The organism is Microbacterium sp. ABR10, assembly GCF_057812175.1.
In genome coordinates this window covers 584,323-609,183 of sequence record NZ_CM173821.1, presented here as the reverse complement: position 1 = coordinate 609,183, position 24,861 = coordinate 584,323, and the positions used below count along the sequence as shown (strand labels likewise).

At 67.8% G+C, this 24,861-nt stretch carries 34 protein-coding genes; 6 read left to right on the top strand and 28 right to left on the bottom strand.

Going from position 1 to position 24,861, the window contains the following annotated elements; translation table 11 throughout:
* Nucleotides 1–21 precede the first annotated feature (21 nt).
* Both ACXKZF_RS02705 and ACXKZF_RS02700 read left to right on the top strand, forming a co-directional pair.
* The gene (locus ACXKZF_RS02705; protein WP_488985307.1) at nucleotides 22–1,035 is read left to right on the top strand and encodes a glycoside hydrolase family 6 protein; all 1,014 of its coding nucleotides are present in this window, start codon (nucleotides 22–24) and stop codon (nucleotides 1,033–1,035) included.
* A 117-nt stretch (nucleotides 1,036–1,152) separates the two neighbouring features.
* Complete coding sequence (locus tag ACXKZF_RS02700) at nucleotides 1,153–2,025, top strand: response regulator transcription factor (RefSeq protein ID WP_488985306.1); 873 nt, start codon at nucleotides 1,153–1,155, stop codon at nucleotides 2,023–2,025.
* An 89-nt stretch (nucleotides 2,026–2,114) separates the two neighbouring features.
* Here the strand turns inward: ACXKZF_RS02700 and ACXKZF_RS02695 are convergent, their stop codons facing one another.
* Nucleotides 2,115–3,584 (bottom strand): glycosyltransferase family 2 protein, encoded by a 1,470-nt coding sequence (locus tag ACXKZF_RS02695; protein ID WP_055959292.1) that lies wholly within the window; start codon nucleotides 3,582–3,584, stop codon nucleotides 2,115–2,117.
* Nucleotides 3,585–3,727: 143 nt separating this feature from the next.
* Between ACXKZF_RS02695 and ACXKZF_RS02690 the strand changes: the two genes are divergently transcribed.
* Together ACXKZF_RS02690 and ACXKZF_RS02685 are read left to right on the top strand one after the other, a co-directional pair.
* A complete protein-coding gene (locus tag ACXKZF_RS02690) occupies nucleotides 3,728–4,801 on the top strand; it encodes a hypothetical protein (protein WP_488985305.1) in 1,074 nt (357 codons plus the stop codon).
* An 82-nt stretch (nucleotides 4,802–4,883) separates the two neighbouring features.
* Nucleotides 4,884–6,551, top strand: a complete 1,668-nt coding sequence (locus tag ACXKZF_RS02685; protein WP_082485115.1) for a sensor histidine kinase — start codon at nucleotides 4,884–4,886, stop codon at nucleotides 6,549–6,551.
* 39 nt (nucleotides 6,552–6,590) lie between these two features.
* Here ACXKZF_RS02685 and ACXKZF_RS02680 read toward each other — a convergent pair whose 3' ends face one another.
* Complete coding sequence (locus ACXKZF_RS02680; protein WP_488985304.1) at nucleotides 6,591–7,223, bottom strand: hypothetical protein; 633 nt, start codon at nucleotides 7,221–7,223, stop codon at nucleotides 6,591–6,593.
* Between the two features lie 76 nt (nucleotides 7,224–7,299).
* Here ACXKZF_RS02680 and ACXKZF_RS02675 point away from each other — a divergent pair, with 76 nt between their 5' ends.
* On the top strand, nucleotides 7,300–9,066 hold the full coding sequence (locus tag ACXKZF_RS02675) for a DUF4012 domain-containing protein (protein ID WP_488985303.1): 1,767 nt from the start codon (nucleotides 7,300–7,302) through the stop codon (nucleotides 9,064–9,066).
* A 188-nt stretch (nucleotides 9,067–9,254) separates the two neighbouring features.
* The gene (locus ACXKZF_RS02670) at nucleotides 9,255–9,809 is read left to right on the top strand and encodes a hypothetical protein (protein WP_488985302.1); all 555 of its coding nucleotides are present in this window, start codon (nucleotides 9,255–9,257) and stop codon (nucleotides 9,807–9,809) included.
* Between the two features lie 68 nt (nucleotides 9,810–9,877).
* On the opposite strand, the gene ACXKZF_RS02665 is transcribed toward ACXKZF_RS02670, so the two are convergent.
* The 26 genes from ACXKZF_RS02665 to rplV all read right to left on the bottom strand — a co-directional run bounded on the left by ACXKZF_RS02665 (nucleotide 9,878) and on the right by rplV (nucleotide 24,860).
* Nucleotides 9,878–10,570 (bottom strand): endonuclease/exonuclease/phosphatase family protein, encoded by a 693-nt coding sequence (locus ACXKZF_RS02665; RefSeq protein WP_183418524.1) that lies wholly within the window; start codon nucleotides 10,568–10,570, stop codon nucleotides 9,878–9,880.
* A 67-nt stretch (nucleotides 10,571–10,637) separates the two neighbouring features.
* The gene (truA, locus tag ACXKZF_RS02660) at nucleotides 10,638–11,495 is read right to left on the bottom strand and encodes a tRNA pseudouridine(38-40) synthase TruA (protein ID WP_243222810.1); all 858 of its coding nucleotides are present in this window, start codon (nucleotides 11,493–11,495) and stop codon (nucleotides 10,638–10,640) included.
* Between the two features lie 99 nt (nucleotides 11,496–11,594).
* Nucleotides 11,595–12,155 (bottom strand): 50S ribosomal protein L17, encoded by a 561-nt coding sequence (gene rplQ / locus ACXKZF_RS02655; protein ID WP_488985301.1) that lies wholly within the window; start codon nucleotides 12,153–12,155, stop codon nucleotides 11,595–11,597.
* A gap of 43 nt (nucleotides 12,156–12,198) precedes the next feature.
* Entirely contained in the window at nucleotides 12,199–13,188 is a 990-nt protein-coding gene (locus ACXKZF_RS02650; RefSeq protein WP_055959305.1) for a DNA-directed RNA polymerase subunit alpha, read from the bottom strand.
* Nucleotides 13,189–13,376: 188 nt separating this feature from the next.
* Nucleotides 13,377–13,775 carry a 30S ribosomal protein S11 gene (rpsK, locus tag ACXKZF_RS02645; protein ID WP_013583990.1) on the bottom strand — a complete coding sequence of 133 codons (399 nt, stop codon included), beginning with the start codon at nucleotides 13,773–13,775 and terminating at the stop codon, nucleotides 13,377–13,379.
* Between the two features lie 36 nt (nucleotides 13,776–13,811).
* Nucleotides 13,812–14,186 (bottom strand): 30S ribosomal protein S13, encoded by a 375-nt coding sequence (rpsM, locus tag ACXKZF_RS02640; protein ID WP_055959307.1) that lies wholly within the window; start codon nucleotides 14,184–14,186, stop codon nucleotides 13,812–13,814.
* A gap of 169 nt (nucleotides 14,187–14,355) precedes the next feature.
* Nucleotides 14,356–14,472 (bottom strand): 50S ribosomal protein L36, encoded by a 117-nt coding sequence (gene rpmJ / locus ACXKZF_RS02635; protein ID WP_005050492.1) that lies wholly within the window; start codon nucleotides 14,470–14,472, stop codon nucleotides 14,356–14,358.
* 61 nt (nucleotides 14,473–14,533) lie between these two features.
* Entirely contained in the window at nucleotides 14,534–14,755 is a 222-nt protein-coding gene (gene infA, locus ACXKZF_RS02630) for a translation initiation factor IF-1 (protein WP_013583992.1), read from the bottom strand.
* 141 nt (nucleotides 14,756–14,896) lie between these two features.
* Nucleotides 14,897–15,601, bottom strand: a complete 705-nt coding sequence (locus tag ACXKZF_RS02625) for a DsbA family protein (RefSeq protein WP_055959310.1) — start codon at nucleotides 15,599–15,601, stop codon at nucleotides 14,897–14,899.
* The gene (gene map / locus ACXKZF_RS02620; protein ID WP_156459274.1) at nucleotides 15,598–16,440 is read right to left on the bottom strand and encodes a type I methionyl aminopeptidase; all 843 of its coding nucleotides are present in this window, start codon (nucleotides 16,438–16,440) and stop codon (nucleotides 15,598–15,600) included. Before map ends, ACXKZF_RS02625 begins: the two co-directional genes overlap by 4 nt.
* Before the next feature lies 1 nt (nucleotide 16,441).
* The gene (locus tag ACXKZF_RS02615) at nucleotides 16,442–17,038 is read right to left on the bottom strand and encodes an adenylate kinase (RefSeq protein ID WP_488985300.1); all 597 of its coding nucleotides are present in this window, start codon (nucleotides 17,036–17,038) and stop codon (nucleotides 16,442–16,444) included.
* Nucleotides 17,035–18,357: a preprotein translocase subunit SecY gene (gene secY / locus ACXKZF_RS02610; protein WP_055959315.1), complete on the bottom strand. Its 1,323-nt coding sequence runs from the start codon at nucleotides 18,355–18,357 to the stop codon at nucleotides 17,035–17,037. Before secY ends, ACXKZF_RS02615 begins: the two co-directional genes overlap by 4 nt.
* A gap of 110 nt (nucleotides 18,358–18,467) precedes the next feature.
* A complete protein-coding gene (rplO, locus tag ACXKZF_RS02605; protein WP_082485117.1) occupies nucleotides 18,468–18,998 on the bottom strand; it encodes a 50S ribosomal protein L15 in 531 nt (176 codons plus the stop codon).
* On the bottom strand, nucleotides 18,998–19,183 hold the full coding sequence (gene rpmD, locus ACXKZF_RS02600) for a 50S ribosomal protein L30 (protein WP_013583998.1): 186 nt from the start codon (nucleotides 19,181–19,183) through the stop codon (nucleotides 18,998–19,000). The genes rplO and rpmD overlap by 1 nt, the downstream gene beginning before the upstream one ends.
* A complete protein-coding gene (gene rpsE / locus ACXKZF_RS02595; protein WP_055959318.1) occupies nucleotides 19,183–19,863 on the bottom strand; it encodes a 30S ribosomal protein S5 in 681 nt (226 codons plus the stop codon). Before rpsE ends, rpmD begins: the two co-directional genes overlap by 1 nt.
* On the bottom strand, nucleotides 19,860–20,219 hold the full coding sequence (rplR, locus tag ACXKZF_RS02590; RefSeq protein WP_043361012.1) for a 50S ribosomal protein L18: 360 nt from the start codon (nucleotides 20,217–20,219) through the stop codon (nucleotides 19,860–19,862). Before rplR ends, rpsE begins: the two co-directional genes overlap by 4 nt.
* Nucleotides 20,220–20,221: 2 nt before the next feature.
* The gene (gene rplF, locus ACXKZF_RS02585; RefSeq protein WP_055959320.1) at nucleotides 20,222–20,758 is read right to left on the bottom strand and encodes a 50S ribosomal protein L6; all 537 of its coding nucleotides are present in this window, start codon (nucleotides 20,756–20,758) and stop codon (nucleotides 20,222–20,224) included.
* Nucleotides 20,759–20,764: 6 nt separating this feature from the next.
* On the bottom strand, nucleotides 20,765–21,163 hold the full coding sequence (gene rpsH, locus ACXKZF_RS02580) for a 30S ribosomal protein S8 (RefSeq protein ID WP_055959322.1): 399 nt from the start codon (nucleotides 21,161–21,163) through the stop codon (nucleotides 20,765–20,767).
* Between the two features lie 92 nt (nucleotides 21,164–21,255).
* A complete protein-coding gene (gene rplE, locus ACXKZF_RS02575; RefSeq protein ID WP_235561318.1) occupies nucleotides 21,256–21,876 on the bottom strand; it encodes a 50S ribosomal protein L5 in 621 nt (206 codons plus the stop codon).
* A gap of 2 nt (nucleotides 21,877–21,878) precedes the next feature.
* A complete protein-coding gene (gene rplX / locus ACXKZF_RS02570) occupies nucleotides 21,879–22,238 on the bottom strand; it encodes a 50S ribosomal protein L24 (RefSeq protein WP_013584004.1) in 360 nt (119 codons plus the stop codon).
* Nucleotides 22,239–22,240: 2 nt separating this feature from the next.
* A complete protein-coding gene (gene rplN / locus ACXKZF_RS02565; protein ID WP_055959324.1) occupies nucleotides 22,241–22,609 on the bottom strand; it encodes a 50S ribosomal protein L14 in 369 nt (122 codons plus the stop codon).
* 35 nt (nucleotides 22,610–22,644) lie between these two features.
* The gene (gene rpsQ, locus ACXKZF_RS02560) at nucleotides 22,645–22,971 is read right to left on the bottom strand and encodes a 30S ribosomal protein S17 (RefSeq protein ID WP_055959326.1); all 327 of its coding nucleotides are present in this window, start codon (nucleotides 22,969–22,971) and stop codon (nucleotides 22,645–22,647) included.
* A complete protein-coding gene (gene rpmC, locus ACXKZF_RS02555; protein WP_055959327.1) occupies nucleotides 22,971–23,285 on the bottom strand; it encodes a 50S ribosomal protein L29 in 315 nt (104 codons plus the stop codon). The genes rpsQ and rpmC overlap by 1 nt, the downstream gene beginning before the upstream one ends.
* The gene (gene rplP / locus ACXKZF_RS02550) at nucleotides 23,285–23,704 is read right to left on the bottom strand and encodes a 50S ribosomal protein L16 (RefSeq protein WP_055833705.1); all 420 of its coding nucleotides are present in this window, start codon (nucleotides 23,702–23,704) and stop codon (nucleotides 23,285–23,287) included. Before rplP ends, rpmC begins: the two co-directional genes overlap by 1 nt.
* Nucleotides 23,704–24,462 carry a 30S ribosomal protein S3 gene (gene rpsC / locus ACXKZF_RS02545; protein ID WP_055959329.1) on the bottom strand — a complete coding sequence of 253 codons (759 nt, stop codon included), beginning with the start codon at nucleotides 24,460–24,462 and terminating at the stop codon, nucleotides 23,704–23,706. The genes rplP and rpsC overlap by 1 nt, the downstream gene beginning before the upstream one ends.
* Nucleotides 24,462–24,860, bottom strand: a complete 399-nt coding sequence (gene rplV / locus ACXKZF_RS02540) for a 50S ribosomal protein L22 (protein WP_055959330.1) — start codon at nucleotides 24,858–24,860, stop codon at nucleotides 24,462–24,464. Before rplV ends, rpsC begins: the two co-directional genes overlap by 1 nt.
* Nucleotide 24,861 lies beyond the last annotated feature (1 nt).

Sequence of the window (24,861 nt, the reverse complement as noted above, 5' to 3'; positions counted from 1 at the left end):
GTGATGGATAGAGTGCTTCGCGTGCCGACACCGCGTCTGACTCCGAGGTCACGACGACCGCGTCCGCACGTCGCTCGCCGCGTCGTCGTCGCGCTGGGCGCGGTGGCAGTGATCGCCGCGGGAGGTATCGCCGTGGCCTCCCTGTTCGCCGGGTCGCCGACGCCCCCGCACGTCGGCACACGTATCCTCGTGCCCGCCGCATCCAAGGCGGCGAGCGCCGCATCCGACCCCGCCGCCGACCTCGAGCAGACCGCCGCGGCGGAATGGTTGGCGCAGCAGCCGACCACCGTGTGGCTCACTCCGGAGTCCGACCCCGTGGACGCCGTGGAGGAGCGCGTGGCCCGCCTCCTCGACGAGGCACGCGACCAGGGTGCCGCCCTGTCCCTCGCCGTGTACGGTCTCCCCGACAGGGACTGCGGCAATCAGTCGGCGGGAGGCCTCGCTCCCGACGCCTACGGCGAATGGACCGCGCGCATCGGTCGAGCGCTGCACGCGGTAGCCGGCGTCGACAAGATCGTCATCCTCGAGCCCGACAGCATCGCCCTCGCCTCGTCGTGCGGCTCGATCGCCGAGCGCACGGCCCATTTGCGCCGCGCCGTCGACAACCTCAGGGGCGACGACATCTCTATCTACGTCGATGCAGGACACTCCGCCTGGCATCCGGTAGATGAGATGGCCGCGCTGCTCCAGGCGACGGAGCTCCTGCCCGAGGTGCGCGGAATCGCCCTCAACGTCTCGAACTACCAGGACACCACCGCCGAGATCGCCTACGCGCACGCCCTGTCGGATCGCCTGGGCGGCACGCACGCCGTCATCGACACCTCGCGCAACGGGGCGGGCCCCGCGGGAGCGCAATGGTGCAACCCGAGCGGCCGCCTCGTCGGCAGTCCGAGCGGTTCGTTCGGCGACGAAGTCGTCGACACGAACCTCTGGATCAAGCCTCCCGGCGAGAGCGACGGGTGGTGCAACGGCGGTCCTGCCGCCGGCACGTGGTGGCCGGATGCCGCGGTCGAGCTGACGAGGGAGAGTCGCTGACCGGCGCAGCCGCTGTCCACGACACGAAGTGTGCCAAGATTGCGCTCGTCGCAATGCGACACCGTGTCTCGGGGGAGAACGCGGGCGCGTCACGCGCGAAGGCGGAGGAGTTGGGCAATGAGCGACACCACAGCGCTGGCGAAAACGGCGGTCATCGTCGAAGACGACCCCGACATCCGGCATCTCCTCGCCGACGTCCTCGAGTCGGCGGGGTTCTCCACGGTCTCCGTGGGGAACGGCATCGACGGCGTCCGCGCGGTCATCGCGTACCAGCCGCTCATCACCACGCTCGACGTGAACATGCCCGGCATCGACGGTTTCGAAGCCGCCCGTCGTATCCGTCAGCAGAGTGACACGTACATCATCATGCTCACGGGCCTCGAGGAGGAGGCCGATGTCGTGCTCGGTCTCGGGGCCGGGGCCGACGAGTACGTGGTGAAGCCCTTCCGGCCCCGCGAACTCCGCGCGCGAATCGAGGCGCTGCTGCGCCGACCGCGCGCCGGTGAGGCGGGTGCGCCCGCGCCCGCGCCGCGGCAGGAGAGCGTCGGCCCGTCGTTTCCTGCTCCTCGATCGGAGGCCGACGAGGCGGGCCCGACCACGGGGACCGATGTCGTCGTGCGTCCATCCGTCGGCGAGATCGTCTCCCCCGGAGACGTCTGGCTCGTTCATCGCGATCTGCACCTCGATCCCGACAGTCGACTCGTGCGGCTCGCGGGTGACGAGCTCGACCTCACCCGCACGGAGTTCGATCTGCTCGCCACGCTGATGGAGTCCAAGCGACGCGTCCGCAGCAAAGCGGACCTCACACTCGTTCTCCGCGGCGAGTCCTACGTCACCAGCTACTTCGTCGGCGACGCCGACAAGCGGGCGATCGAGGCGCACATGACGAACCTCCGCCGCAAACTCGGCGACACCCCGGCCAACCCGCGCTACATCGAGACCGTCCGGGGCGTCGGGTATCGCCTGACGTCGGAGCACTCCGCGTCCTGATGTCGCCGCACGAAACAGATGCCGCGCCCCCTCCCGGGGCCGCGGCATCCGCCCCTCCTCTCGTTCGGGCGATCGGAGGCGATCGTTCGTCAGACCTTGAAGCCGTGCTGGCGACGAACGAGCTTGGAGAACATCATCAGCGTCTGCAGCACGGTGACCACCCCGACGATCGGCCACCCGATCCACAGGATCGACGACTGGACGGTCGGCCCGACCAGCATCCAGATGACGGCCAGTGCGACGGCGGCGGCGACGAGGACGAGCAGCGGCACCCAGTGCCCCAGCCCCCCGCCGCGCTCCGCCTTCGCCTGCATCGCCCAGTTGTCCACCTTCTTGCGCGACAGGAAGCGAGACCACGAGCGCACGAAGTGACTGATGCGCACCCACATGAAGATCTCAGCGGGCAGGAACAGCACGGCGAAAAAGATATCGGTGCGGTTGACGTTCTTCATGGTGCGCGCGATACGCAGGTTCAACAACATGGCCACCGCCGGCGGGATGAGCCACAGCGGCGAGAACGCGAAGGCATCGATCGACAGCGAACCGGCGAGCAGCGTCAGAAACGCCACTCGGACGAAGAGGTTGGTCAGCATGCCGAAGTTCTCGAACCACCGCAGGCGCAGGTTCGGGTGGAAGGGTTGACCCTTCGTGTCGCCCCGCTGACCGGGCCACATGAGCTCGATCGCCCCATAGGTCCACTTGACCTGCTGCGCGTCGTACGCCGAGAGGGTGGTCATGCCGCCCACGTCGGCGCGAGCGAACGGGCTGATCTTCGTGAGGTACCCGGCGCTCTTGATCTGCAGCGAGAGCAGCGAGTCCTCGACCTCGGAGTCCTTCACCCACGGAGTCGACTGATGGTTCTGCGCCATGGCCTCGCGCAGGGCGCTCGTGGAGAAGATCGAGAACTGCCCCCCGAGCACGGCCATGTTGCGCCCGCGCAGCATGTTCTGCAGGTTGAAGGCGGCGAACTGGGTCCGCTGTCCGGCGATGAGGAAGCGGGCCATCGCACCGGTGATGGGCTTGTCGTCGATCGTGTAGATCGCCGAGATGCCGCCGATGCGCGAATCCGAGACGGCCTCGCTCTCGAGGTACTCCACGGCCCGACTGTCGGCGACGGTGTCGCCGTCGACGCCCAGCAGGTAGTCGTATCCCTCGACGAGGGCGTAGCCGTAGTTGAGCGCCCCGACCTTCTTGTCGGGGTTCTTTCCGATGTCGTGCACGAACACCTCGGTGAACTGCTCTCCGAGATCGGTGCGCAGCTCATGGGGACCGCTGTAGGCGGAGGCGATCTTGACCGTCGCATCCGAGGTGTTGTTGACGACGACGTGGATGACATCCGGCACGCGGGTCTGCGCGAGAAGCGCCTCGATGACGCCCGCGATCGACTCCTCCTCGTTGTAGGCGGGGATCACGCACCCGATCGTCGAGCGGTGCACGTTGGTGTCTTCGAGAACCGACGCGAACTCGTCAGCGAGAGTCTCGTCGTGAACCGGCGTCTGCTCGAGCTCGTGCACGCGAAGCGTGCGCGAGCGGGGTGTGAACTCTCGCACATCGGTCATGACGGGGCCTTCCTCTCAGCGGGTGACCTGTTGGCCGGTACCGACTCTGGGCCACCCGCCGCAACGCCCCGCCTGCGCCGGGGCCCGGCCTCCGCAAGATTCGCGCAAGATTCGCCGGTCCGTCTTCGAGGAGCGAGCGTCGCATGATCGTCCTTGCGCTCGTGTCGACAATCGCGGCTGCCGTCTTCGCCCTCACCGTCCTGTTCCTCGCCCACGGACGGCGCGACGACGATCGCGGCGGGGCCCGCGCCGAGATGGTGCGGTACTTCGGGATGTCGGCGCTCGCCGCCCTGCTGTGCGGGGCGATGAACGTCCTCGAGGCGGCGGGCGCCGGGACCGCAGCCGCCGCGGGCGGAAACGCCACCAACGTGATGGCTGCCGGTCTGCTGTGGGCGGGTGCGCGTCGCCTCAATCTCCGCCGCACCGTCGGCGCGATCGGTGTCGTCGCGACCGGGATCTTCCTCCTGGGACTGACCTTCGTCGTCTCCCTCGAGGACGCGACCGTGCTCAAAACCGCCGGGCTCGCCGTTTTCGCCCTGCTCGGCGCGGTGGAGTGCGCGCATCGTCCGCTGGGCGACCTGCGCGGAACACGGGTGCTGACGTGGACCCTCGGGGTCTTCGCCGCCTACAACGTCGTACGGCTCGCGGTGGTCGCGGCGGTCGGCACCGCCCCTCTGGTGGAGCCGGGGCCCCTCTCCGCCGAGGCGACCGCCATCGTGAGTGCGGTCGCCATCGCCTTCGTCACCGTGGGCGCGGTTCGCCTCGGCCGCCAACTCGACGACCGACCGTCACCCGGCACGCGCGCCCACGACCGTGGAGCCCTCCGGCGCGAGGCCGGGCGTCTGATCGCGGCGCACGGTCGCCTGCGGGTCACGGTGGTGCACGTGCCCGAGCTCGACCTCATCCGGACCGCACACAGCATCGACCGCGGGCGCGAGATGCTGAGAGCAGCGGCTGATGCGGTGGATGACGCGCTACCCGACGGAGCGGCAGGCATTCCCGTGCGTGATACCGTGTTCGCCGTTTCCTCGGTGAAGACGGCCACCGATGAGACGGAAGACGCCATTCGTCGCGCGTGGGCCCGGCGCATGGACCTCCTCGGCTCCGACGACGTTCCCGACCTTTCCTTCCAGTACTCCCTGGTCTCGACGGTCGACGGTCTGTCCGCACTCATGAAGCGCCGCATCCCGCGTCCGCGCTCCGGCACGCTCCGGTGAAGCGATGAGCCCACGTTCACGGGGGACGGGACCCGATCGAGCGACCGCCGCAGCCCCCCTCGGCGTCGATAAACTCGCAGGCATGGCATCGCCGAGGAGCCTCCCGTCTGCGGCACTCCCGGACGCCGCGGGCGATGACGACGCAGCCGGTCCCGGCGGACGCACGCGGTCCGTGTGGCTCCTGCAGCTCCTGCTCGGTGCGAGCGTCATGATCACCGTCCTGCTGGTCCAGATGATCGAACCGACACTGTTCTCCTACTGGCCGTTCTCGGCCGGCGTCGGCGTCGTGATCGCCCTGACGGCCGTAGCCATCGTCGTGCCCTGGCATCGGGTCCCCCGCGCTGCCGTCTCCCTCATCCCGTTCGGTGACATCATCGCCATCGGACTCATGAGCGTCGGCACTGACCTCCGCTTCGGATTCTTCTGGGTGTTCCCCATCATGTGGATCGCCACGCACTTCACGCTCGTCCCCCTCGTCTCCGCGCTCGGTGCGGTCACGGTCGTCATCCTCGTCGACGTGACGCTCAACGCGGCAGGGCCGTCCTCCGCGCTCCGGCTGCTCGTCGTCCTGCTGTCGCTGACATTCATCGCGATCACCGCGTACCTGTCCGCCCGACAGACCCGCGCGTTCAAACAGCTGCTCCGGCGTCAAGCGAGCCGGTTGCAGGGCACGCTGCAGCGCGTCTCCGGCCAGGAGCGTCGCGTATCGCAGATGCTCAACGGTCTCGATACCGGAATCGCACGGCTCTCCGCGCACGGCGAGGTCCTGGCCCTCAACGACACCTACGTCTCCCTCTACGGTGTCGAACGCGACGAACCGCAACGCCCCGGTGGTGCGGTGGAGTACGCGACGCTGCGCGGCGAGCCCCTGCCCGACAACGAGCGTCCCTTCGCCCGGGCGGCGCGCGGTGAGCAGCTCGACGATGAGAGGGTGTGGCTGTTCGACACCCGCGGCGAGTGGCGCGCGTTGTCGGTGTCGACGCGACGGCTGGTCTCGTCCGACGAGCCGGAGGGCACGCTGCTCATCGTCCACGATGTGACCGCGCTCATCGAATCCGAACGAGCACGCGAGCGCCTGGCGGCCACGGTGTCGCACGAGCTGCGGAACCCGCTCACCGCCATCGTCGGACACGCCGATCTCGCCCTCGACGACCCCACCCTTGCGCCCAAGGTGCGCGAGCAGCTCGAGGTCATCGCCGGCGCAGGGGAGCGCATGCAGAAGCTCATCTCGGAGATCCTCGCGTCCTCCCGCGGGGTGTTCCGCGAGATGGCGGCACCCACCTCCGCCGACGCGAGTCGGATCATCGCGTCTTCGCTGGAGTCGTTCCGCCCCGCGGCCGCTTCGCGCGGCGTCAGCGTTCTCGACGAACTCCCCCCGACCGCTGATGTGGCGTGCGATGGTTTCCGCCTTCGCCAGGCCTTCGACAACATCCTGAGCAACGCGATCAAGTACACGCCATCCGGCGGCACGATACGCATCTCCGGCGAGGTGAGCCCCGACGACGTCATCCTGCGCTTCGCCGATTCCGGCATCGGCATCGGTTCCGATGACCTCCCGCGCGTGTTCGATCCGTATTTCCGCGCGCGGTCGGCGCGCGAGAGCGCCACACCGGGTACCGGCTTGGGCATGGGGATCATCCGCACCATCGTGGAGGATCAGGGCGGATCGCTCTTCCTCGAGAGCGAACTCGGCGTCGGCACCACCGTGACGGTCATCCTGCCTGCGCTCTCAGACGATCACCCCTCCTGAACACGCGGTCGCACCGAGCGAGGCTGCCGCTCCCGACGACTACCCGCCCGACACCGCCCCGCCGCCGGCGATCGCCACGGTGAGCGAGTCGCTCGCGGTCTGCTTCGCGAATTCGTCCGAGGTCGGCGTGGTCTGAACGAGGTACTCGAAGGTGAAGCGCAGGGTGACAAAGGTTGCATCGGGTGGAACCTCGCCGACGGTGAAGGTCTGCGAGTAGCTGTAGGGCGAGAGCACCAGATAGCCGGGGGCGTCTGCTTGGTCGACCTGCGGCGTCAGGGGCGACAGCGACTCCGAGGAGTTGCCGGGCACGGCCGTCATGGTTGCGCGCTGGAGGTAGACCTTCTGGCCGTCGTCGGGCGTCACCGTCGTCACCATCGACAGGTTCACGGGCTTCAGTTCCGTCGACGTCCAGCGATCCATCGACAACGTGGACCAGTAATCGACCTGCGCCGTCACGGCACCGGCGGTCAAGGTGCGCTGGGTGGAACCGCTCGACAGATCGTTGGGAACGGGCTGCGGGGCGACAGAGGCGGTCGGCGCAGCCGAGGGGGCGGAAGGTTCCCCCGCACCCTGCGCCCAGGGCGGGGCGCCGCACCCGGTCATCGTCGTCACGCACGCCGCGGCGAGCGCCACCGCTGTGATCGCCCTGACACGTCCCGCTGTCAGCTCCATAGCTTCTCCCCCGAGTAGATCCCTTCAGCCTAGAGGTGCCGCCGGCCGCCCCCCACGATCCGCCTAGGGTGATCGCGTGATCGCCGAACCCCGCCCTCGATCCTCGTCTCGTGCGCGCCGCGCCTTCGCCGGCACGGTCTGTCTCATCGCCCTCGCGGGAATCGCGCTCACCGCGTGGATCGGCGTGCGAGCCGCTCTCGCGCAGACGCACCTGCTGCAGGCGCAGGCGGCGGTGTCGGACGCGACGAGCGCCCTCGACGATCCCGCGGCCGCGACGATCGTCTTCGCGTCCATCGGTGACGACACGTCCGCGGCACGCGAACTGACCGGCGACCCCGTCTGGAGACTCGCCGAGGCGCTTCCGTGGATCGGACCGCAGCTGTCGGCCGTCTCCGACACCGCGAGTGCGATCGACAGCGCCGTCAGCGCCCTCGAGCCGCTGGCCGACGCCTCCGCCGAGTTGTCGGTCGAGGTGATCCGACCCGTCGACGGCACCGTCGATGTCGCGAGGATCGCCGCCATCGCCCCCGCGGCCACCGCTGCCGCATCCACGCTCAGGGAATCGGCCGACCGTCTGTCCGCCATCGATCAGGGCCCGCTGATCGGGCGTATGGCGGAGGGGGTCTCGAAGGCGGGCGAGCTCCTCGACACGGCGGCCGACGGGGCCGACGCGCTCCAACGCGCCGCCCGTCTCCTGCCGGTGATGCTCGGCGCCGACGGCCCTCGATCGACGCTCGTGCTGTTCCAGAACAACGCCGAGTGGCGCTCGCTCGGCGGTGTCGTCGGCGCGGTCGCCCAGCTCGACACCCTCGACGGCCGGATGACGCTGGCAGCCCAGGCGTCCTCCGCCGACTTCGGCGACCTGGGCGCGGCGCCGGTGGCCGGTCTCGCGGCCGATGTGCAGAGCATCTACGACACCCGTCCCGCCCGATACCTGCAGAACACCACGCAGGTGCCCGACTTCCCCGTCGGCGCACCCCTCGCGCGGGAGATGTGGCGCCGCGTGCACGGCACGACCGTCGACGCCGTGGTCGCCCTGGATCCCGTGACCCTGTCGTATCTGCTGCGCGCGACGGGCCCCGTGCGTCTGGCATCCGGCGATGACCTGACCGCCGACAACGCCGTCCGCCTCCTTCTCGACGAGACCTATCGCCGCTACTCCGACCCGCGCGACCAGGACGCCTTCTTCCAGGGCGCGGCGGCGGCGGTCTTCCAGGCCCTCGCCGAAGGTCGGGTGGATCCCAGGGCCCTGGTAGATGCCGTCGGCCAGGCCGGACGCGAGCGGCGGTTGCTCGTCTGGAACGCGGACGCCGCGGAGCAAGCCGTGCTCCAGGGGTCGACCCTGCAGGGCGCCCTCCCCGTCTCCGACGGTACGCGCAGCACTTTCGGCGTCTACCTGAACGACGGCACGGGCTCCAAGATGGACTACTACCTCCATCCCCTCGTCGAGACGGCGTGGTGCGGCGCCGACGTGGCTTCGGTGCACGTCGAGCTGCGCAGCGACGCCCCCGACCCCGCCTCGCTCCCGGCATACGTGACCGGGGGCGGCGAGTACGGCGTGCCCGTCGGCGACGCCCTCACCGGGGTCTACGTCTACCTCCCACCCGGCGCGGAACTCCTCGAGCGTCGAACGACCGGCGAAGACGACGCGGCGGGGTTCGCCGGCGGGGTGCACGACGGCCGCGAGGTGGTGAAGTGGTCCGTGCGCGTGGCCCCCGGCGAGTCCGCGCGGCTCGACCTCCTCGTGCGACTGACAGCCACCCCCGAATTGGATGCCGTGGCCACACCCACCCGTGACAGCTCCGAGCTCCCCCGCGGCGGGGAGTGCCGGTTCCCCGGGTGACCGCATACGGACGTGCCCCGCAATGGGGTGAACTCCACGGCATCACCGCGTGAAACCAGCTCGTACCGGGCGAGTCGCACACTCCTCCTCCACAAGACTCTCCGCTAGAAGCCACTCGGACTGCGGCAGGCGGACCTCGCCCCGTATCCCCGTGCCGGCTCGACTTCGCCAAGCAGATGGGGCACACCATGAAGACCAAGATCGTCCGGGCCGTCGTTGCGCTCTCGCTCGCCGCGGCCGCGCTGATGGCCCCCACGGCCGCCAACGCCTACACCGACCCCGCCGTCATCAGCGTCTCACCGTCGGTGGCCGCCCCCGGCGGCGTTGCCACGTTCACCACCGACCGCGCGGCCTACCAGGGCGATGAAGAGATCATCATCTCCGTCACCGGCGGCGCCGCGAAGAGCATCACGCTCGCCTCGGTCGCGACCGAGACCAACGACTCCCTGCGTTCCCGCGCAGTCAACGGCTACCTCAAGACGCCGGTGCGCTTCCCGAGCAACGCCAAGGGCGTCTACTACTTCACCTTCACCGGCGCCACGAGCGGTGTCGTGCTGCACTCGAGTGTGACCGTCACCCCGGCGGGCTCGATCACGTCCCCCGCGAAGGGCGGCCTGGCCGTGACCGGCTTCGACGCCGGCAACACCGCCGGCCTCTGGATCGCAAGCGGGGCGCTCGTCCTCGCGGGCGGCGCAGTGGCGATCGGTACCGTCGTCCGTCGTCGTCGCAGCGCGCAATCCTGACCCACCGCCCGAACGCGGGAGGGGGTCGTCTTCGGACGACCCCCTCCTCGTCTTTCACCTGTCGAGGATCAGCCCAGCCCTCCGCCGCGGGATGCCGTGACCTCGGCCGTGATGAGGATCGGCAGATGGTCGCTGAGACCCTGCGGCAGCGTCGTGATGTGGGCGATGTCGAATCCGACCGAGGTCGCGAAGTCGTAGTGTCCGCGGAAGAAGCGGTAGCGGGTGTAGGTGCGCGCGTCGCTCAGGGTCAACTCATAGCCCTGGTCACGGACCTTCTGTCCCAGATTCTCCTTGAAGACCGGGTAGTTGTAGTCCCCCACCATCAGCGCGGGAAGGCCGGGCCCGAGGTTCTGGAGTTCGGTGAGCGCCGTGCGGATCTGGTGTCGTCTCAGCGAGTTCAGGGCGGTGAGGGGCGCGGCGTGGAAGGAGGCGACGATCACGTCGCGCCCCGTGTCGATGTCACGCAGCCGAACCCCCAGCATCCGCTCTTCTGCGGGCTTCAGCACATAGTCGTGCAGGGACTTCTTCAACGAGATGGCCCGCACCTCTTCGGCGCGGAACGTGTTCTCCCGGTAGTACACGGCGAGACCGAGGCGGTTGCGTTGGGTGGCCTCGGCGAGACGCAACCCTCCGACCTGTTCGGGAATGTCGTTCGTGTCGCACTCCTGCAGGCACAGCACATCCACCCCGTGCGTCTCGAGGAGCGCGGTCAGCTCACCGGCAGCACGGTGCTTGTTGAGGTTGTAGGAAATGACCTTCATGGCGATGTCAGCATACGTCCGGCTGCACGGCGCCTCCCGAGGGGTTGCATCGGCGCCCGGAGGGGAATCAGGATGCCGGGTCGTCGGCATCCCGACGCCTGCGTGTCTGTTCGGCGCGCGCCGCCAGCAACTCGTCCGCCGGGTAGCCGACCTCTGCGAGGACGAGCCCCCGCGCGGCCAGCACTTTGGTCTCGGGGATGCGCATGCGCGCGTCGCGGATGGCCACGACATCGTCGACCTCGATACGCCCCTCCCCCACGGCGACGCACGCCCCCACGAGGGCACGCACCATGCTGTGACAGAACGCGTCCGCCCGGACGTTCGCCACCAGGACACCGTCGTCACCGCGCCGCCAGTCGTACTCCAGCAGAGTGCGAATGGTCGTCGCCTCTTCGCGCGCCTTGCAGTACGCGGCGAAGTCGTGCAGGCCGATCAGACGCGAGGCGGCGGCATCCATCGCCTCCAGGTCGAGGGCGCTGCGCAGGGTGGTCGTACGCAGGCGATCGAGCGGGTCGTAGCCCGCGTTCGCATCCGCCAGTCGGTACGCGTACCGCCGCCACACGGCGGAGAACCGCGCGTCGAACCCGTCAGGGGCACGCGACGCGCGCAGGACGGAGACGTCGGGATACTGGCCCAAGACGCCGCGTACACGGCCCGGGAGGGCGGCGATGGCGTCGGCCTCGTCGTGGTCGCGACGCCGTCGTGGCAAGCGCGCGATCTGGTCCTCGTCGAGATCCAGGTGCGCGACCTGCCCCGACGCATGCACGCCGGCATCGGTGCGCCCCGCCACGATCAGCCGCGGGGCGCCGCCGACGATGCGCGTGAAGGCCGACTCGAGTTCGCCCTGCACCGTGCGCAGCCCCGGTTGCCGGGCCCACCCGCGGAAGTGTGTGCCGTCGTAGGCGATGTCGAGGCGGATACGCACCCCACCAGCCTACGAGCACCGGACGGTGGCCGCGGAGCCCGGGAACGACGATGCCCCCACCCGAATCGGGGTGAGGGCATCGTACGCGGTGAGAGAGACTCAGGCCTTGGCGTCGCTTTCGACGGCGTCGGCGGCGGCGGCCTCCGCGGCCGCTCCCTCTTCGGGCGACTCGGCGCCGGCCTCGGCTGCCTCGTCGGTGGTGTTCTCCGCGGCGGAAGCCTCGTCGGCGACGGGCTCCTCGGCGGCCGGTGCGGCAGCGGCGGCGGGAGCCGCGGCGGGCTTGTTCGACGCCTTCTTCGCGACGGGCTCGAGAACGAGCTCGATCACGGCCATGGGGGCGTTGTCGCCCTTGCGGTTTCCGACCTTGGTGATGCGGGTGTATCCGCCGTCACGCTCGGCCACCAGGGGCGCGATCTCCGTGAACAGCGTGTGCACGACGTCCTTGTCGCCGATCACGCCGAGCACGCGACGACGCGCGTGCAGGTCGCCGCGCTTGGCGAAGGTGATGAGGCGCTCGGCGAGCGGACGCAGGCGCTTCGCCTTGGTCTCGGTCGTCTTGATGGACTTGTGCGTGTACAGCGCTGCGGCCAGGTTGGCGAGAAGCAGACGCTCGTGGGCCGGGCCGCCTCCGAGGCGGGGACCCTTCGTGGGCTTAGGCATGTCGTGTTACTCCAGTGAGAGGTTCGGTCGGGTCCGACCGGGGTCAGACGGTCTCTTCGTCGTAGCCGCTGTAGAACTGGGCGCCGTCGAAGCCGGGCACCGAGTCCTTGAGCGACAGGCCGAGGGAGGTGAGCTTGTCACGCACCTCGTCGACCGACTTCTGACCGAAGTTGCGGATGTTCATCAGCTGCGTCTCGGAAAGGGCCACCAACTCCGAAACGGTGTTGATGCCCTCGCGCTTGAGGCAGTTGTACGAGCGGACCGAGAGATCGAGGTCTTCGATCGGCATCGACAGCTCGTTCGAGAGGACGGTCTCGACCGGCGCGGGGCCGATCTCGATGCCCTCGGCCTCGACGTTCAGCTCGCGAGCGAGGCCGAACAGCTCGGTGAGGGTGCGTCCGGCCGAGGCGACGGCGTCGCGCGGGGCGATGGATGCCTTCGACTCGACGTCGAGGACGAGCTTGTCGAAGTCGGTACGCTCACCGGCGCGCGTGGCGTCGACGCGGTAGCTGACCTTGAGCACAGGCGAGTAGATCGAGTCGATCGGGATCTGACCGGCCTCGGCGTACTCGTTGCGGTTCTGCGTCGCCGAGACGTAGCCACGGCCACGCTCGATGGTGAGCTCGAGCTCGAACTTCGCGGTGTCGTTGAGCGTCGCGATGACCAACTCGGGGTTGTGCACCTCGACACCCGCGGGAGCGGAGATGTCGGCGGCGGTGACCTCACCGGAGCCGGTCTTGCGCAGGTACGCCGTGATGGGCTCGTCGCGCTCGCTCGAGACGACCAGCTGCTTGATGTTCAGGATGATCTCGGTGACGTCTTCTTTCACGCCCGGGATGGTGCTGAACTCGTGCAGCACGCCGTCGATGCGGATGCTCGTGACGGCCGCGCCGGGGATCGACGACAGGAGGCTGCGACGCAGCGCGTTGCCGATCGTGTAACCGAAGCCGGGCTCCAGCGGCTCGATGACGAAACGGCTGCGGAACTCCCCGATCTTCTCCTCGGTCAGAGTGGGACGCTGTGCGATGAGCACTATGTGTTCCTTTCGATCACGTGCCCGCTATATGACACGTGTAATGGGGTGAGGTGTTGAGTTGTACTCGCGGGATGCCGCGTCACGCGGGCGGTGCGCCGAGGGCGAGCCGTGGCATCCGGAAGTCTGTTTCGCGCGCAAGCGCGGCGTTCCCGGGGAGCGACGAACACTCCCCGGGAACGATCGCGTCAGACGCGGCGGCGCTTGGGCGGACGGCAGCCGTTGTGGGCCTGCGGCGTCACGTCCTGGATGGAACCGACCTCGAGGCCGGCGGCCGTGAGCGAGCGGATCGCGGTCTCACGACCCGAACCCGGTCCCTTCACGAAGACGTCGACCTTCTTCACACCGTGCTCCTGCGCCTGGCGAGCGGCCGACTCGGCGGCCATGCCGGCGGCGTACGGCGTCGACTTGCGCGAGCCCTTGAACCCGACACCGCCGGACGAAGCCCAGCTGATGACGGCACCCGAGGGGTCGGTGATCGAAACGATGGTGTTGTTGAACGTCGACTTGATGTGGGCCTGGCCCACGGCGATGTTCTTCTTCTCTTTGCGGCGCGGCTTGCGCGCGGCGGACTTGGCCTGTGCCATGTGCGTTCTCCTGAATCCTGACGCTCAGCCCGCGGCTTAGCGCGCCTTCTTCTTGCCGGCGACGGTGCGCTTGGGACCCTTGCGGGTACGCGCGTTCGTCTTCGTGCGCTGACCGCGCACCGGGAGGCCGCGACGGTGGCGGATGCCCTCGTAGGAGCCGATCTCGACCTTGCGGCGGATGTCGGCGGCGACCTCGCGACGGAGGTCACCCTCCACCTTGTAGGTGCCTTCGATGTGGTCGCGCAGGGCGACCAACTGGTCGTCGGTGAGATCCTTCACGCGGATGTCGTGATCGATATCCGTTGCCGCGAGAATCTCGACGGAGCGGGTGCGACCCACGCCGTAGATGTAAGTAAGTGCGATCACCACGCGCTTGTCGCGCGGGATGTCGACGCCGGCGAGACGTGCCATGCGGCTCTCCTCAGAGTGTCGTGGAGGTGTGGAGCAGGATCGGTGCTCGGGCCTCCGCCCCGAGGTGTCCCCGTCATACGATCGCTGAGCCTGTCGAAGCGCCCGGACGATGACGGATCTGATCCTGCCGGTGTGTATTCAGTTGGAATGGGGTCGAACGGCGAAGAGCTCAGCCCTGGCGCTGCTTGTGGCGCGGGTTGCTCTTGCAGATCACCATCACGCGCCCATGACGACGGATCACCTTGCAGTGGTCGCAGATGGGCTTGACGGAGGGGTTGACCTTCATGATGTTCCTGTTTCGCTGTCTTCGAACGCGCGGGGTGCGGCTCGTTACTTCTCGGCCGGGCTCAGCGGTAGCGGTAGACGATACGACCGCGGGTGAGGTCGTATGGGCTCAGTTCGACGACGACCCGGTCTTCCGGGATGATGCGGATGTAGTTCTGCCGCATCTTGCCCGAAATGGTGGCGAGCACCTTGTGACCGTTGGTCAGTTCGACACGGAACATCGCGTTGGGCAGTGCCTCGGACACCGTGCCCTCGATCTCGATGACACCGTCTTTCTTCGCCATAAACTCGCTCACGCTCAATTGCAGACCGGCCGGTCTGCGGTGGATGGGGATTCGGTGCTTCGACACGCCAATAAAGGCGCAACGCACCAAAGATCAAGCATACGTGGTATTGCCCACTCCGGCAACTCGCCGGGAGTGTCGTCAACCGTTGAGGCGGTCGACGATGTCCTTCTGCGGGTCGCCCGTCAGGTCGGTCTGGTTCGCGAGGACGGTTCCGTCCACGGCGATCGTCGGCGTTGCGATACCGCCGCTCCCGGGTTGCACGGGGGTGTTCTGGGTCATCGCCGTCACGAACCTCGTGTACGTCCCGTCGGAGATGCACGACGTGGCGGCGTCCGACGCGCCCACCGAAGTGGCGACGGACGCGAGGGTGGCGTCGTCCAGGCCGGCCGTGTTCTCCGACGGCTGCTGCGCGTAGAGGGCCTTCACGAACGCGGGAACGTTGGCGGCGTCATCAACGGCGACGCAGTAGGCCGCGGAGGCGGAACGCGTGGAGTACTCGGTGCCCTGGGAGGCGCGGTCGAGGATCGAGATCGGGTGGATGTTCAACGTGATCTCGTCGCTGGCCACGAGCTCGTCGAGCGTGGGCCCGTAGGCCTGCTCGAACTGGTTGCAGACCGGGCACATGAAGTCGATGTACGTGTCGACGGTCTTCTCTCCGGACCCGACCGCGATCGCACCCGTCTCGGTGTTGACCGCCGACGACTCCGGGAGTGTCCCGGGCGAGGTCGCCTGGCTGTTGGCGAACCACACGACACCCGCCACGATCAGGACGACGACGAGCGCCGCCGCCGTCACCGCGATCGCGAACCAATTGGTGGACTTTCGCACAGCAGCCATCATCATGAATCGATCTCCTTCGGCACCACGCCGAACGGCGCCAGCTTCTCGGCACCCCCGTCGTGAGCGGTCAGCACCCAGATGCCCCCATCATGCACGGCGACGCTATGTTCCCAGTGAGAGCCGGCCGTCCCGTCGAGGGTCGACACCGTCCAGCCGTCGTCTTCGACGAAGGTCTCCTGTTCGCCGATGACGACCATGGGCTCGATGGCCACGGCCAGCCCCGGACGCACCTCCGCCCCGCGGTCGGGCACCGCGTAGTTGAAGATGCTCGGCGACTCGTGCATCTTGCGACCGATGCCGTGACCGACGTAGTCGCGCAGGATGCCGTATCCCCCATCGGGGGCATGGGCCTGGATGTACTGCTCGATGGCGGCTCCGACCTCGCCCAGGTGCGACGCGCGGCTCAGCGCGGCGATACCCGCCCACAACGATCCCTCGGTGACCTCGGAGAGACGTCGACGTGGCGCCACGATGTCGTCGGGAGCGTCGCCCGGGACGATCACGGTGAACGCCGAGTCGCCGTTCCATCCGCGCAGCTCCGCGCCCGCGTCGATCGAGAGGATGTCGCCGGCCCGCAGAGGGCGATCGTTCGGGATGCCGTGTACCACCTGCTCGTTGACCGAGGCGCAGATCGTGTGCCGATAGCCCCGCACCATCTGAAAATTCGACACGGCGCCGCGCGAGGTGATGAGCGCAGACGCCGCGGCGTCGAGCTCGAGCGTGGTGACCCCCGGAGCCACCAGCGCACGAACCGCGTCCAAAGCGTCGGCGGTGATGAGGCCGGGCTCGATCATCGAGCGCAGTTGGGCCGGCTTCTTGTAGACGGAGGAACGAAGACCCACGTCACGCAGCCGGTGACGCATGGAGACCACGCGCTTCGAGGGCCGCGAAGATGCGGGCGGTCACCTCGTCGAGACTACCGACGCCGTCGATCTCGTCGACCACCCCGCGCGTACCGTACACGTCGAGGATGGGAGCCGTCTCGCGCTCGTAGATGCCCAGGCGCGTCGCGATGGCCTCTTCGGTGTCGTCGGCGCGCCCCTGCTCGGACGCACGGGCGGTGAGCCGCGACAGCGACTCCTCGCGGGGTACGACGAGGGCGATGACCGCGTCGAGCGGTTCGTCGCGACCCTCGAGGAATTCGTCGAGGTGCATCACCTGGGCGAGGTTGCGCGGGTAGCCGTCGAGGAGGAAGCCCTCTGCCGCGTCGGCCTGCGACAGTCGGTCACGCACGACCGCACTGGTCAGCTCGTCGGGGACGAGGCTCCCGCCGTCGATGATCGCCTTGACCTGCTGGCCCAGCTCGGTCCCCTGGGCGACGTTGGCCCGGAACACGTCGCCGGTGGAGACCACCGGGACCCCGAGTGCCTCTGCGATGCGGACGCCCTGCGTTCCCTTGCCCGACCCCTGCGGGCCCACGATCAGAAGACGCGCGCTCATCGAAGCAGCCCCTCGTAGTGACGCTGCTGAAGCTGCGCATCGATCTGTTTCACGGTCTCGAGACCGACACCGACGATGATCAAGATGGAAGCGCCGCCGAACGGGAAGTTCTGGTTGGCCCCCACCGTCGCGAGTGCCACCAGCGGCAGCAACGCGATGAGACCGAGGTAGATCGAACCGGGCAGGGTGATGCGCGTCAGGACGTAGTCGAGGTACTCGGCGGTCGGACGCCCCGCGCGGATGCCGGGGATGAACCCGCCATACTTCTTCATGTTGTCGGCGACGTCGACCGGGTTGAACGTGATGGCGACGTAGAAGTAGGCGAACCCGATGATGAGGAGGAAGTAGATCAGCATGTACAGCGGGTGATCGCCACGCGTGAGGTACTGCGAGATCCACGTCACCCACGGCGACGGCTCCTGGCCCGGCTGCGGCTGGTTGAACTGCGCGATGAGGGCCGGGATGTACAGCAGCGACGAGGCGAAGATGACGGGCACGACGCCGGCCATGTTGACCTTGATCGGGATGTAGGTGTTCGTGCCGCCGTAGGTACGACGGCCGACCATGCGCTTGGCGTACTGGACCGGGATACGCCGCTGCGATTGTTCGACGAACACCACGAGGGCGACGATGACGATGCTGACAGCCAAGACGAGCAGGAAGACCTCGACGCCGCGGGCGTTCAGGATCGACAGCATGGCGCCGGGGAAGGTCGCGGCGATCGAGGTGAAGATGAGGATGGACATACCGTTGCCCACGCCGCGCTCGGTGACGAGTTCGGCGAACCACATGACCAGGCCGGTACCGGCGGTCATCGTGATGATCATGAGCAGCTGGGCCCACCAGATGTCGTTGGTCAGCAACTGCTGGCACTCGGGCACCCCGGCCGAGCCGAAGAGCTGGCCCGAGCGCGCGACGGTGACCAGCGTGGTCGACTGCAGCAGCGCCAGCGCGATCGTGAGGTACCGCGTGTACTGCGTGAGCTTCGCCTGACCCGCCTGACCCTCTTTGTAGAGAGTCTCGAAGTGCGGAATGACCACGCGCAGCAGCTGCACGATGATCGTCGCCGTGATGTACGGCATGACCCCGAGAGCGAAGATCGACAGCTGCAGCAGAGCGCCGCCCGAGAAGAGGTTCACCAGGGACAGCAGACCCTCGGTGCCACCCGACTGGTTCAGACACTGCTGAACGTTGGGGAAGTCGACGAAGGGCGTCGGCACGTGGGCACCCAGCCGGTAAATGGCGATGATGCCCAGCGTGAAGGCGATCTTCCGCCTCAGGTCGGGCGTGCGGAAAACCCGCGCGATGGCGCTGAACAAGGGAGATTCCTCCAGAACGATCTCGGAGCGCGGCAGTGCGCACTCCCAATCAGACTAATGCAGAAGGGGCCGACGGCCGTAAGGCCGCCGGCCCCTTCCGGGTCGGGTCGTCAGTTGACGGTACCGCCGGCGGCGACGATCTTCTGCTCGGCGGAGCCGGAGACCTTGTCGACGGAGACGGTCAGTGCGACCGAGATGTCGCCGGTGCCGAGCACCTTGACCTTCTCGTTCTTGCGCACAGCACCCTTGGCCACGAGGCCGGCAACGGTCACGTCGCCACCCTGCGGGTAGAGCTCGCCGAGCTTGTCCAGGTTCACGACCTGGTACTCGACGCGGAACGGGTTCTTGAAGCCGCGCAGCTTCGGGGTGCGCATGTGCAGCGGCATCTGCCCACCCTCGAAGCCGACCTTGACCTGGTAACGGGCCTTGGTTCCCTTGGTACCGCGACCGGACGTCTTACCCTTCGAGCCCTCACCGCGACCCACACGGGTCTTGGCGGTGCGGGCGCCCGGGACGGGACGCAGGTGGTGGACCTTGAGCACGCCGGGGCGCGCCGCGGGGGCTTCCTTCTTACCGGCCTTGGCGGCCGATGCCTTCTTGGGGGCGTCGACCGTTGCGGTCTCGTCCTTCTTGGCAGCCATTAGTCGATCTCCTCAACCTTGACGAGGTGGGCGACGGTCTTGACGTAGCCGCGCGTCTGCGCGTCGTCGGGACGGACGACCGAGTCGCCGATCCGCTTCAGACCCAGCGAACGCAGCGTGTCACGCTGGTTCTGCTTCTCGCTCACCTTGGACTTGATCTGCGTGACCTTCAGACGCTCGGCCATCAGGCACCTACCTTCTGAGCGGCTGCCTCGGCGCGCACGAGGCGGGCCGGGGCGACCTGGTCGAACTCCAGGCCACGGCGGGCAGCCACGGCGCGGGGCTCCTCGAGCGCCTTGAGCGCCTCGACGGTCGCGTGCACGATGTTGATCGTGTTCGACGAGCCGAGGGACTTCGACAGGACGTCGTGGATGCCGGCGCACTCGAGCACGGCGCGGACGGGACCACCGGCGATGACACCGGTACCGGCGGCGGCGGGGCGCAGGAGCACCACACCGGCAGCGGCCTCACCCTGCACGGGGTGCGGGATGGTCGAGCCCGAACGGGGAACGCGGAAGAAGTTGCGCTTGGCCTCTTCGACACCCTTCGAGATGGCGAGGGGCACTTCGCGCGCCTTGCCGTAGCCGACACCGACCACGCCGTTACCGTCACCGACGACGACGAGTGCGGTGAAGCTGAAGCGACGACCACCCTTGACGACCTTCGAGACGCGGTTGATGGTCACGACGCGCTCGAGGAACTGGCTCTCGTTGCGGTCGCGCGAACCACGGTCACGCTGGTTGGTGTTGCGCTCACGACCACCGCGACGCGGCTCGCGCTCACGCTCGGCGGGAGCCTGAGCGGCAGCCGCACCCTCAGCCGGGGCAGTCTGCTCGGTCACTTCGGTCTCCTTGTTGTCACTCACAGGTTCAGCCCTCCTTCGCGAGCTCCGTCGGCGATCGCGGCGACGCGGCCGGCGTAGCGGTTACCGCCACGGTCGAACACGACGTCGGACACGCCCACGGCCTTGGCACGCTCGGCGACGAGTTCGCCGACCTTGCGGGCCTTGGCGGTCTTGTCACCGTCGAAGCCGCGCAGGTCGGTCTCGAGGGTGGAAGCGGAGGCCACGGTGTGGCCCTTGCTGTCGTCCACGACCTGGACGAACACGTGGCGCGCGGAGCGCGTCACGACGAGACGGGGACGCAGCTCGGTGCCGACGACCTTCTTGCGAAGGCGCGCGTGGCGACGAGCACGAGCGACGGACTTTGTCTTGACAGCCATGGTCACTTACCACTCTTTCCGGCCTTGCGGCGGACGACCTCGCCCGCGTACCGCACACCCTTGCCCTTGTAGGGCTCGGGCTTGCGGATCTTGCGGATGTTGGCTGCGGCCTCGCCGACGGCCTGCTTGTCGATGCCGCTCACGGTGACCTTGTTGTTGCCTTCGACCGTGAGGGTGATACCCGCGGGCGGGTCGATGAGGACGGGGTGCGAGAAGCCGAGGGCGAACTCGATCGCGCTGCCCTTCTGGGCGACGCGGTAACCCGTGCCGACGACCTCGAGGCCCTTGGTGTAGCCCTGGGTGACACCGATGATGTTGTTGTTGATGAGCGTGCGGGTCAGGCCGTGGAGCGACCGCGACTCGCGCTCGTCGTCGGGGCGGGTGACGAGAACCTGGTTCTCCTCGACCGACACCTCGAGGGGCTGTGCGATGGTGAGCTCGAGCTCGCCCTTCGGGCCCTTGACGGAGACGTCCCGGCCGTTCACCGAAACGGTGACGCCGGCGGGGATGTCGATGGGAAGACGTCCAATACGCGACATGTCAGATCACCACACGTAGGCGAGGACTTCCCCGCCGACGCCCTTCTGCTCGGCCTGACGGTCCGTGAGGAGACCGGAGGAGGTGGACAGGATGGCCACGCCGAGCCCGCCGAGGACCGTGGGGACCTCGGTCGACTTCGCGTACACGCGGAGGCCGGGCTTGGAGACGCGCTTGATTCCGGCGATCGACCGCTCGCGGTTCGGGCCGTACTTCAGCGTCATGTTGAGGGTGTGGCCGACACGGGCGTCTTCGACGTTCCAGTCGGCGATGTAACCCTCCTGCTTGAGGATGGCGGCGATGTTGGTCTTGAGCTTCGAGCTCGGCATCGACACGGAGTCGTGGTGCGCCGAGTTCGCGTTGCGCAGACGGGTCAGCATGTCTGCGACCGGGTCTGTCATCGTCATGTGTTGCTTCTTTCTTTCATGAGGTTTCGGCTGCCGTTACACGACAGTCGACCTTCGATGAGGGGCCCCCGGGTGTCCGGGGGCCCATGGGGTCAGGCCTGAGCGTCGGCCGACTGGAACGGGAAGCCGAGCTGGCGCAGCAGCGAACGGCCCTCGTCGTCGGTCTTGGCGGTGGTGACGATGGTGATGTCGAAACCACGCACGCGGTCGATGCGGTCCTGGTCGATCTCGTGGAACACGGACTGCTCCTGGAGGCCGAAGGTGTAGTTGCCGTTGCCGTCGAACTGCTTGGCCGACAGACCGCGGAAGTCGCGGATGCGGGGCAGGGCGAGGTTGACGAGGCGGTCCACGAACTCCCATGCGCGATCACCACGGAGGGTGACGTGCGCACCGATGGCCTGGCCCTCGCGCAGCTTGAACTGCGCGATGGACTTGCGGGCCTTCGTGACGATCGGCTTCTGACCGGTGATCTTGGTGAGGTCGTCGACCGCACCATCGATCACCTTGCTGTCACGAGCAGCCTCGCCGACGCCGGTGTTGACGACGACCTTGACCAGGCCGGGCGTCTGCATGACGTTCGCGTAACCGAACTCCTCCTGCAGGGCCTTCTTGATCTCGTTGTTGTACTTCTGCTTCAGGCGGGGCTGGCCGGCGCCCTTCGAGGGCTGCCCTTCGGACGAAGTGCCAGTTACCGCGGCAGTGTCGGTGCTCATACTCAGAGGTCCTTGCCGCTCTTCTTCGCGAAGCGCACGCGGACGGTGCGCTTGACGCCGTCCTTCACCTGCTCCTCGACCCGGCGGCCGACACGGGTCGGCTTCTTGGTAGAGGGGTCGACGATCGCGACGTTGGAAATGTGGATCGGGGCCTCGAACGTCTCGATGCCACCGGTCTTGGTTCCGCGCTGGGACTGGCCCACGCGGTTGTGCTTGGTGACGTAGTTCACGCCCTCGACGATCACGCGGTTCTGCTCGGTGAGGACCTCGAGGACCTTACCCTGCTTGCCGCGGTCGCCGCCACGCTCGGGCTTAGCACCCGAGATGACCTGAACCAGGTCGCCCTTTTTGATTTTCGCCATGATCAGATGACCTCCGGGGCGAGCGAGACGATCTTCATGAACTTCTTGTCGCGAAGCTCACGGCCGACCGGTCCGAAGATGCGGGTGCCGCGGGGCTCCCCGTCGCTCTTCAGGATGACGGCGGCATTCTCGTCGAACTTGATGTACGAGCCGTCGGAACGACGGGTCTGCTTGACGACGCGGACGACGACGGCCTTGACCACGTCGCCCTTCTTGACGTTTCCACCCGGGATCGCGTCCTTGACCGTGGCGACGATGACGTCGCCCAGGCCCGCGTACCGACGGTTGGAGCCGCCGAGCACTCGGATGGTGAGCAGCTCTTTCGCGCCGGTGTTGTCGGCGACCTTCAGCCGGGATTCGTTCTGAATCACTTTTTACTCCTTGGGTTCCAAGTAAGCCGCGAGGCTTACTTGGCCTTCTCGAGGATCTCGACCAGACGCCAGCGCTTGGTGGCGCTGAGCGGACGGGTCTCGTTGATGACGACGAGGTCGCCGATGCCCGCCGAGTTGGTCTCGTCGTGCGCCTTGACCTTCGAGGTACGACGGATGACCTTGCCGTAGAGCGGGTGCTTCACGCGGTCCTCGACCTCGACGACGATCGTCTTGTCCATCTTGTCGCTGACGACGTAGCCGCGACGCGCCTTGCGGTAACCGCGGGCGTCCTCGTCACGGACATCGTTCTCGGCGTGCTCGTGGCCGGCGACCTGCGCCTCGGCCTTCTTCGCGGTAGCCATTACTCCGCCTCTTCCTTCGCGGCGTCGTCGACGGCATCCGTCTTCTTCGCCTTGCTCTTCTTCGCCTTCGTCGTCGCCTCGACCGGGGCCGGGGTGGCGCGGATGCCGAGCTCGCGCTCACGGATCACCGTGTACAGACGCGCGATGTCGCGCTTGACTGCACGGATGCGACCGTGGCTCTCGAGCTGGCCGGTAGCCGACTGGAAGCGCAGGTTGAACAGCTCTTCCTTGGCCTTGCGCAGCTCCTCGACGAGGCGCTGGTCTTCGAACGTGTCGAGCTCGCTCGGAGCGAGCTGCTTGGTGCCGATCGCCATTACGCGTCGCCCTCCTCGCGCTTGATGATGCGTGCCTTCAGGGGCAGCTTGTGAATGGCTCGGGTCAGTGCTTCACGAGCGAGCTGCTCGTCGACACCCGCGACCTCGAAGAGGACACGGCCCGGCTTGACGTTCGCGACCCACCACTCGGGCGAACCCTTACCGGAACCCATGCGGGTTTCAGCCGGCTTCTTGGTGAGGGGACGGTCGGGGTAGATGTTGATCCACACCTTTCCGCCACGCTTGATGTGACGCGTCATGGCGATACGAGCGGACTCGATCTGACGGTTGGTCACGTAAGCGGGGGTCAGCGCCTGGATCCCGTACTCCCCGAACGACACCTGAGTGCCACCGGTGGCCTGGCCGGAACGGCCGGGGTGGTGCTGCTTGCGGTACTTGACCTTGCGGGGGATGAGCATTACGCCGACGCTCCTTCTGCCACGGGGGCCTCGTTGCGCGGGCCACGACGACGGTCGCCACCGCGGTCGTCACGACCGCGCGACTTGGGCGCGTTGGCCTGCTCGCGGGCGAGCTCCTTGTTGGTGAGGTCGCCCTTGTAGATCCACACCTTCACGCCGATACGGCCGAAGGTGGTCTTGGCCTCGTAGAAGCCGTAGTCGATGTTCGCGCGCAGGGTGTGCAGGGGCACACGGCCTTCGCGGTAGAACTCCGAGCGGCTCATCTCGGCGCCGCCGAGGCGACCCGACACCTGGATGCGGACGCCCTTGGCGCCGGCACGCTGCGCGCCCTGCAGACCCTTGCGCATCGCGCGACGGAACGCCACGCGTGCGGAGAGCTGCTCGGCGACACCCTGAGCGACCAGCTGAGCATCAGCCTCGGGGTTCTTGACCTCGAGGATGTTCAGCTGGATCTGCTTGCCGCTGAGCTTCTCGAGGTCGGCGCGGATGCGCTCGGCCTCGGCGCCGCGGCGACCGATCACGATACCCGGACGGGCGGTGTGAATGTCGACGCGGACGCGGTCACGCGTGCGCTCGATCTCGATGTTGCTGACACCGGCGCGGTCGAGCGAGGTGGTCAGCAGGCGACGGATCTTGATGTCCTCGGCGAGGTAGTCGGCGTAACGCTGACCGGGCTTCGTCGAGTCCGAGAACCACCGCGACACGTGGTCGGTGGTGATGCCGAGGCGGAAGCCGTACGGGTTGACCTTCTGTCCCATTACTTGCTCGCCTTCTTGTTGGCGCGGGCCGGGGTCGCCTCAGCGTTCTCCGGCGTCGCGAGCACGACCGTGATGTGGCTCGTGCGCTTCTTGATCTGGAAGGCGCGACCCTGTGCGCGGGGGCGGAAACGCTTGAGCGTCGTGCCCTCGTCGACGTACGCGTTCTTCACGTACAGGTCGGCGTCATCCAGGTATTCGTTCGTCTTGTCGGCGGTGACGCGAGCATTCGCGATGGCCGAGGCGACGAGCTTGTAGATCGGCTCGCTCGCGCCCTGCGGCGCGAACTTCAGGATGGCGAGGGCCTCTTCGGCCTGCTTGCCCTTGATGAGCGCGACGACGCGACGAGCCTTCTGAGGGGTCACGCGGATGTGTCGCACACGTGCGATGGACTCCACCATT

What these genes read in the sequence shown, in the direction of transcription:
- infA (WP_013583992.1), bottom strand. Translation starts at nt 14,755, where the DNA reads ATGGCGAAGAAAGACGGTGTCATCGAGATCGAGGGCACGGTGTCCGAG.
- rpsH (WP_055959322.1), bottom strand. Translation starts at nt 21,163, where the DNA reads ATGACGATGACAGACCCGGTCGCAGACATGCTGACCCGTCTGCGCAAC.
- rplF (WP_055959320.1), bottom strand. Translation starts at nt 20,758, where the DNA reads ATGTCGCGTATTGGACGTCTTCCCATCGACATCCCCGCCGGCGTCACC.
- ACXKZF_RS02685 (WP_082485115.1), top strand. Translation starts at nt 4,884, where the DNA reads ATGGCATCGCCGAGGAGCCTCCCGTCTGCGGCACTCCCGGACGCCGCG.
- rplR (WP_043361012.1), bottom strand. Translation starts at nt 20,219, where the DNA reads ATGGCTGTCAAGACAAAGTCCGTCGCTCGTGCTCGTCGCCACGCGCGC.
- rpmJ (WP_005050492.1), bottom strand. Translation starts at nt 14,472, where the DNA reads ATGAAGGTCAACCCCTCCGTCAAGCCCATCTGCGACCACTGCAAGGTG.
- rpsC (WP_055959329.1), bottom strand. Translation starts at nt 24,462, where the DNA reads ATGGGACAGAAGGTCAACCCGTACGGCTTCCGCCTCGGCATCACCACC.
- rpsM (WP_055959307.1), bottom strand. Translation starts at nt 14,186, where the DNA reads ATGGCACGTCTCGCCGGCGTCGACATCCCGCGCGACAAGCGCGTGGTG.
- ACXKZF_RS02615 (WP_488985300.1), bottom strand. Translation starts at nt 17,038, where the DNA reads ATGAGCGCGCGTCTTCTGATCGTGGGCCCGCAGGGGTCGGGCAAGGGA.
- rpmC (WP_055959327.1), bottom strand. Translation starts at nt 23,285, where the DNA reads ATGGCGATCGGCACCAAGCAGCTCGCTCCGAGCGAGCTCGACACGTTC.
- ACXKZF_RS02695 (WP_055959292.1), bottom strand. Translation starts at nt 3,584, where the DNA reads ATGACCGATGTGCGAGAGTTCACACCCCGCTCGCGCACGCTTCGCGTG.
- ACXKZF_RS02680 (WP_488985304.1), bottom strand. Translation starts at nt 7,223, where the DNA reads ATGGAGCTGACAGCGGGACGTGTCAGGGCGATCACAGCGGTGGCGCTC.
- rplE (WP_235561318.1), bottom strand. Translation starts at nt 21,876, where the DNA reads ATGAGCACCGACACTGCCGCGGTAACTGGCACTTCGTCCGAAGGGCAG.
- ACXKZF_RS02665 (WP_183418524.1), bottom strand. Translation starts at nt 10,570, where the DNA reads ATGAAGGTCATTTCCTACAACCTCAACAAGCACCGTGCTGCCGGTGAG.
- ACXKZF_RS02700 (WP_488985306.1), top strand. Translation starts at nt 1,153, where the DNA reads ATGAGCGACACCACAGCGCTGGCGAAAACGGCGGTCATCGTCGAAGAC.
- rplO (WP_082485117.1), bottom strand. Translation starts at nt 18,998, where the DNA reads ATGGCTGCCAAGAAGGACGAGACCGCAACGGTCGACGCCCCCAAGAAG.
- rplX (WP_013584004.1), bottom strand. Translation starts at nt 22,238, where the DNA reads ATGGCGAAAATCAAAAAGGGCGACCTGGTTCAGGTCATCTCGGGTGCT.
- rpsK (WP_013583990.1), bottom strand. Translation starts at nt 13,775, where the DNA reads ATGGCACAGGCCAAGTCCGCCGCGCGCAAGCCGCGCCGCAAAGAGAAG.
- rpmD (WP_013583998.1), bottom strand. Translation starts at nt 19,183, where the DNA reads ATGGCCGAGCGTCTGAAGGTCACGCAGATCAAGTCCAAGGTGAGCGAG.
- rplP (WP_055833705.1), bottom strand. Translation starts at nt 23,704, where the DNA reads ATGCTCATCCCCCGCAAGGTCAAGTACCGCAAGCAGCACCACCCCGGC.
- rpsQ (WP_055959326.1), bottom strand. Translation starts at nt 22,971, where the DNA reads ATGGCTACCGCGAAGAAGGCCGAGGCGCAGGTCGCCGGCCACGAGCAC.
- rplV (WP_055959330.1), bottom strand. Translation starts at nt 24,860, where the DNA reads ATGGTGGAGTCCATCGCACGTGTGCGACACATCCGCGTGACCCCTCAG.
- ACXKZF_RS02625 (WP_055959310.1), bottom strand. Translation starts at nt 15,601, where the DNA reads ATGATGATGGCTGCTGTGCGAAAGTCCACCAATTGGTTCGCGATCGCG.
- ACXKZF_RS02670 (WP_488985302.1), top strand. Translation starts at nt 9,255, where the DNA reads ATGAAGACCAAGATCGTCCGGGCCGTCGTTGCGCTCTCGCTCGCCGCG.
- ACXKZF_RS02690 (WP_488985305.1), top strand. Translation starts at nt 3,728, where the DNA reads ATGATCGTCCTTGCGCTCGTGTCGACAATCGCGGCTGCCGTCTTCGCC.
- rplQ (WP_488985301.1), bottom strand. Translation starts at nt 12,155, where the DNA reads ATGCCTAAGCCCACGAAGGGTCCCCGCCTCGGAGGCGGCCCGGCCCAC.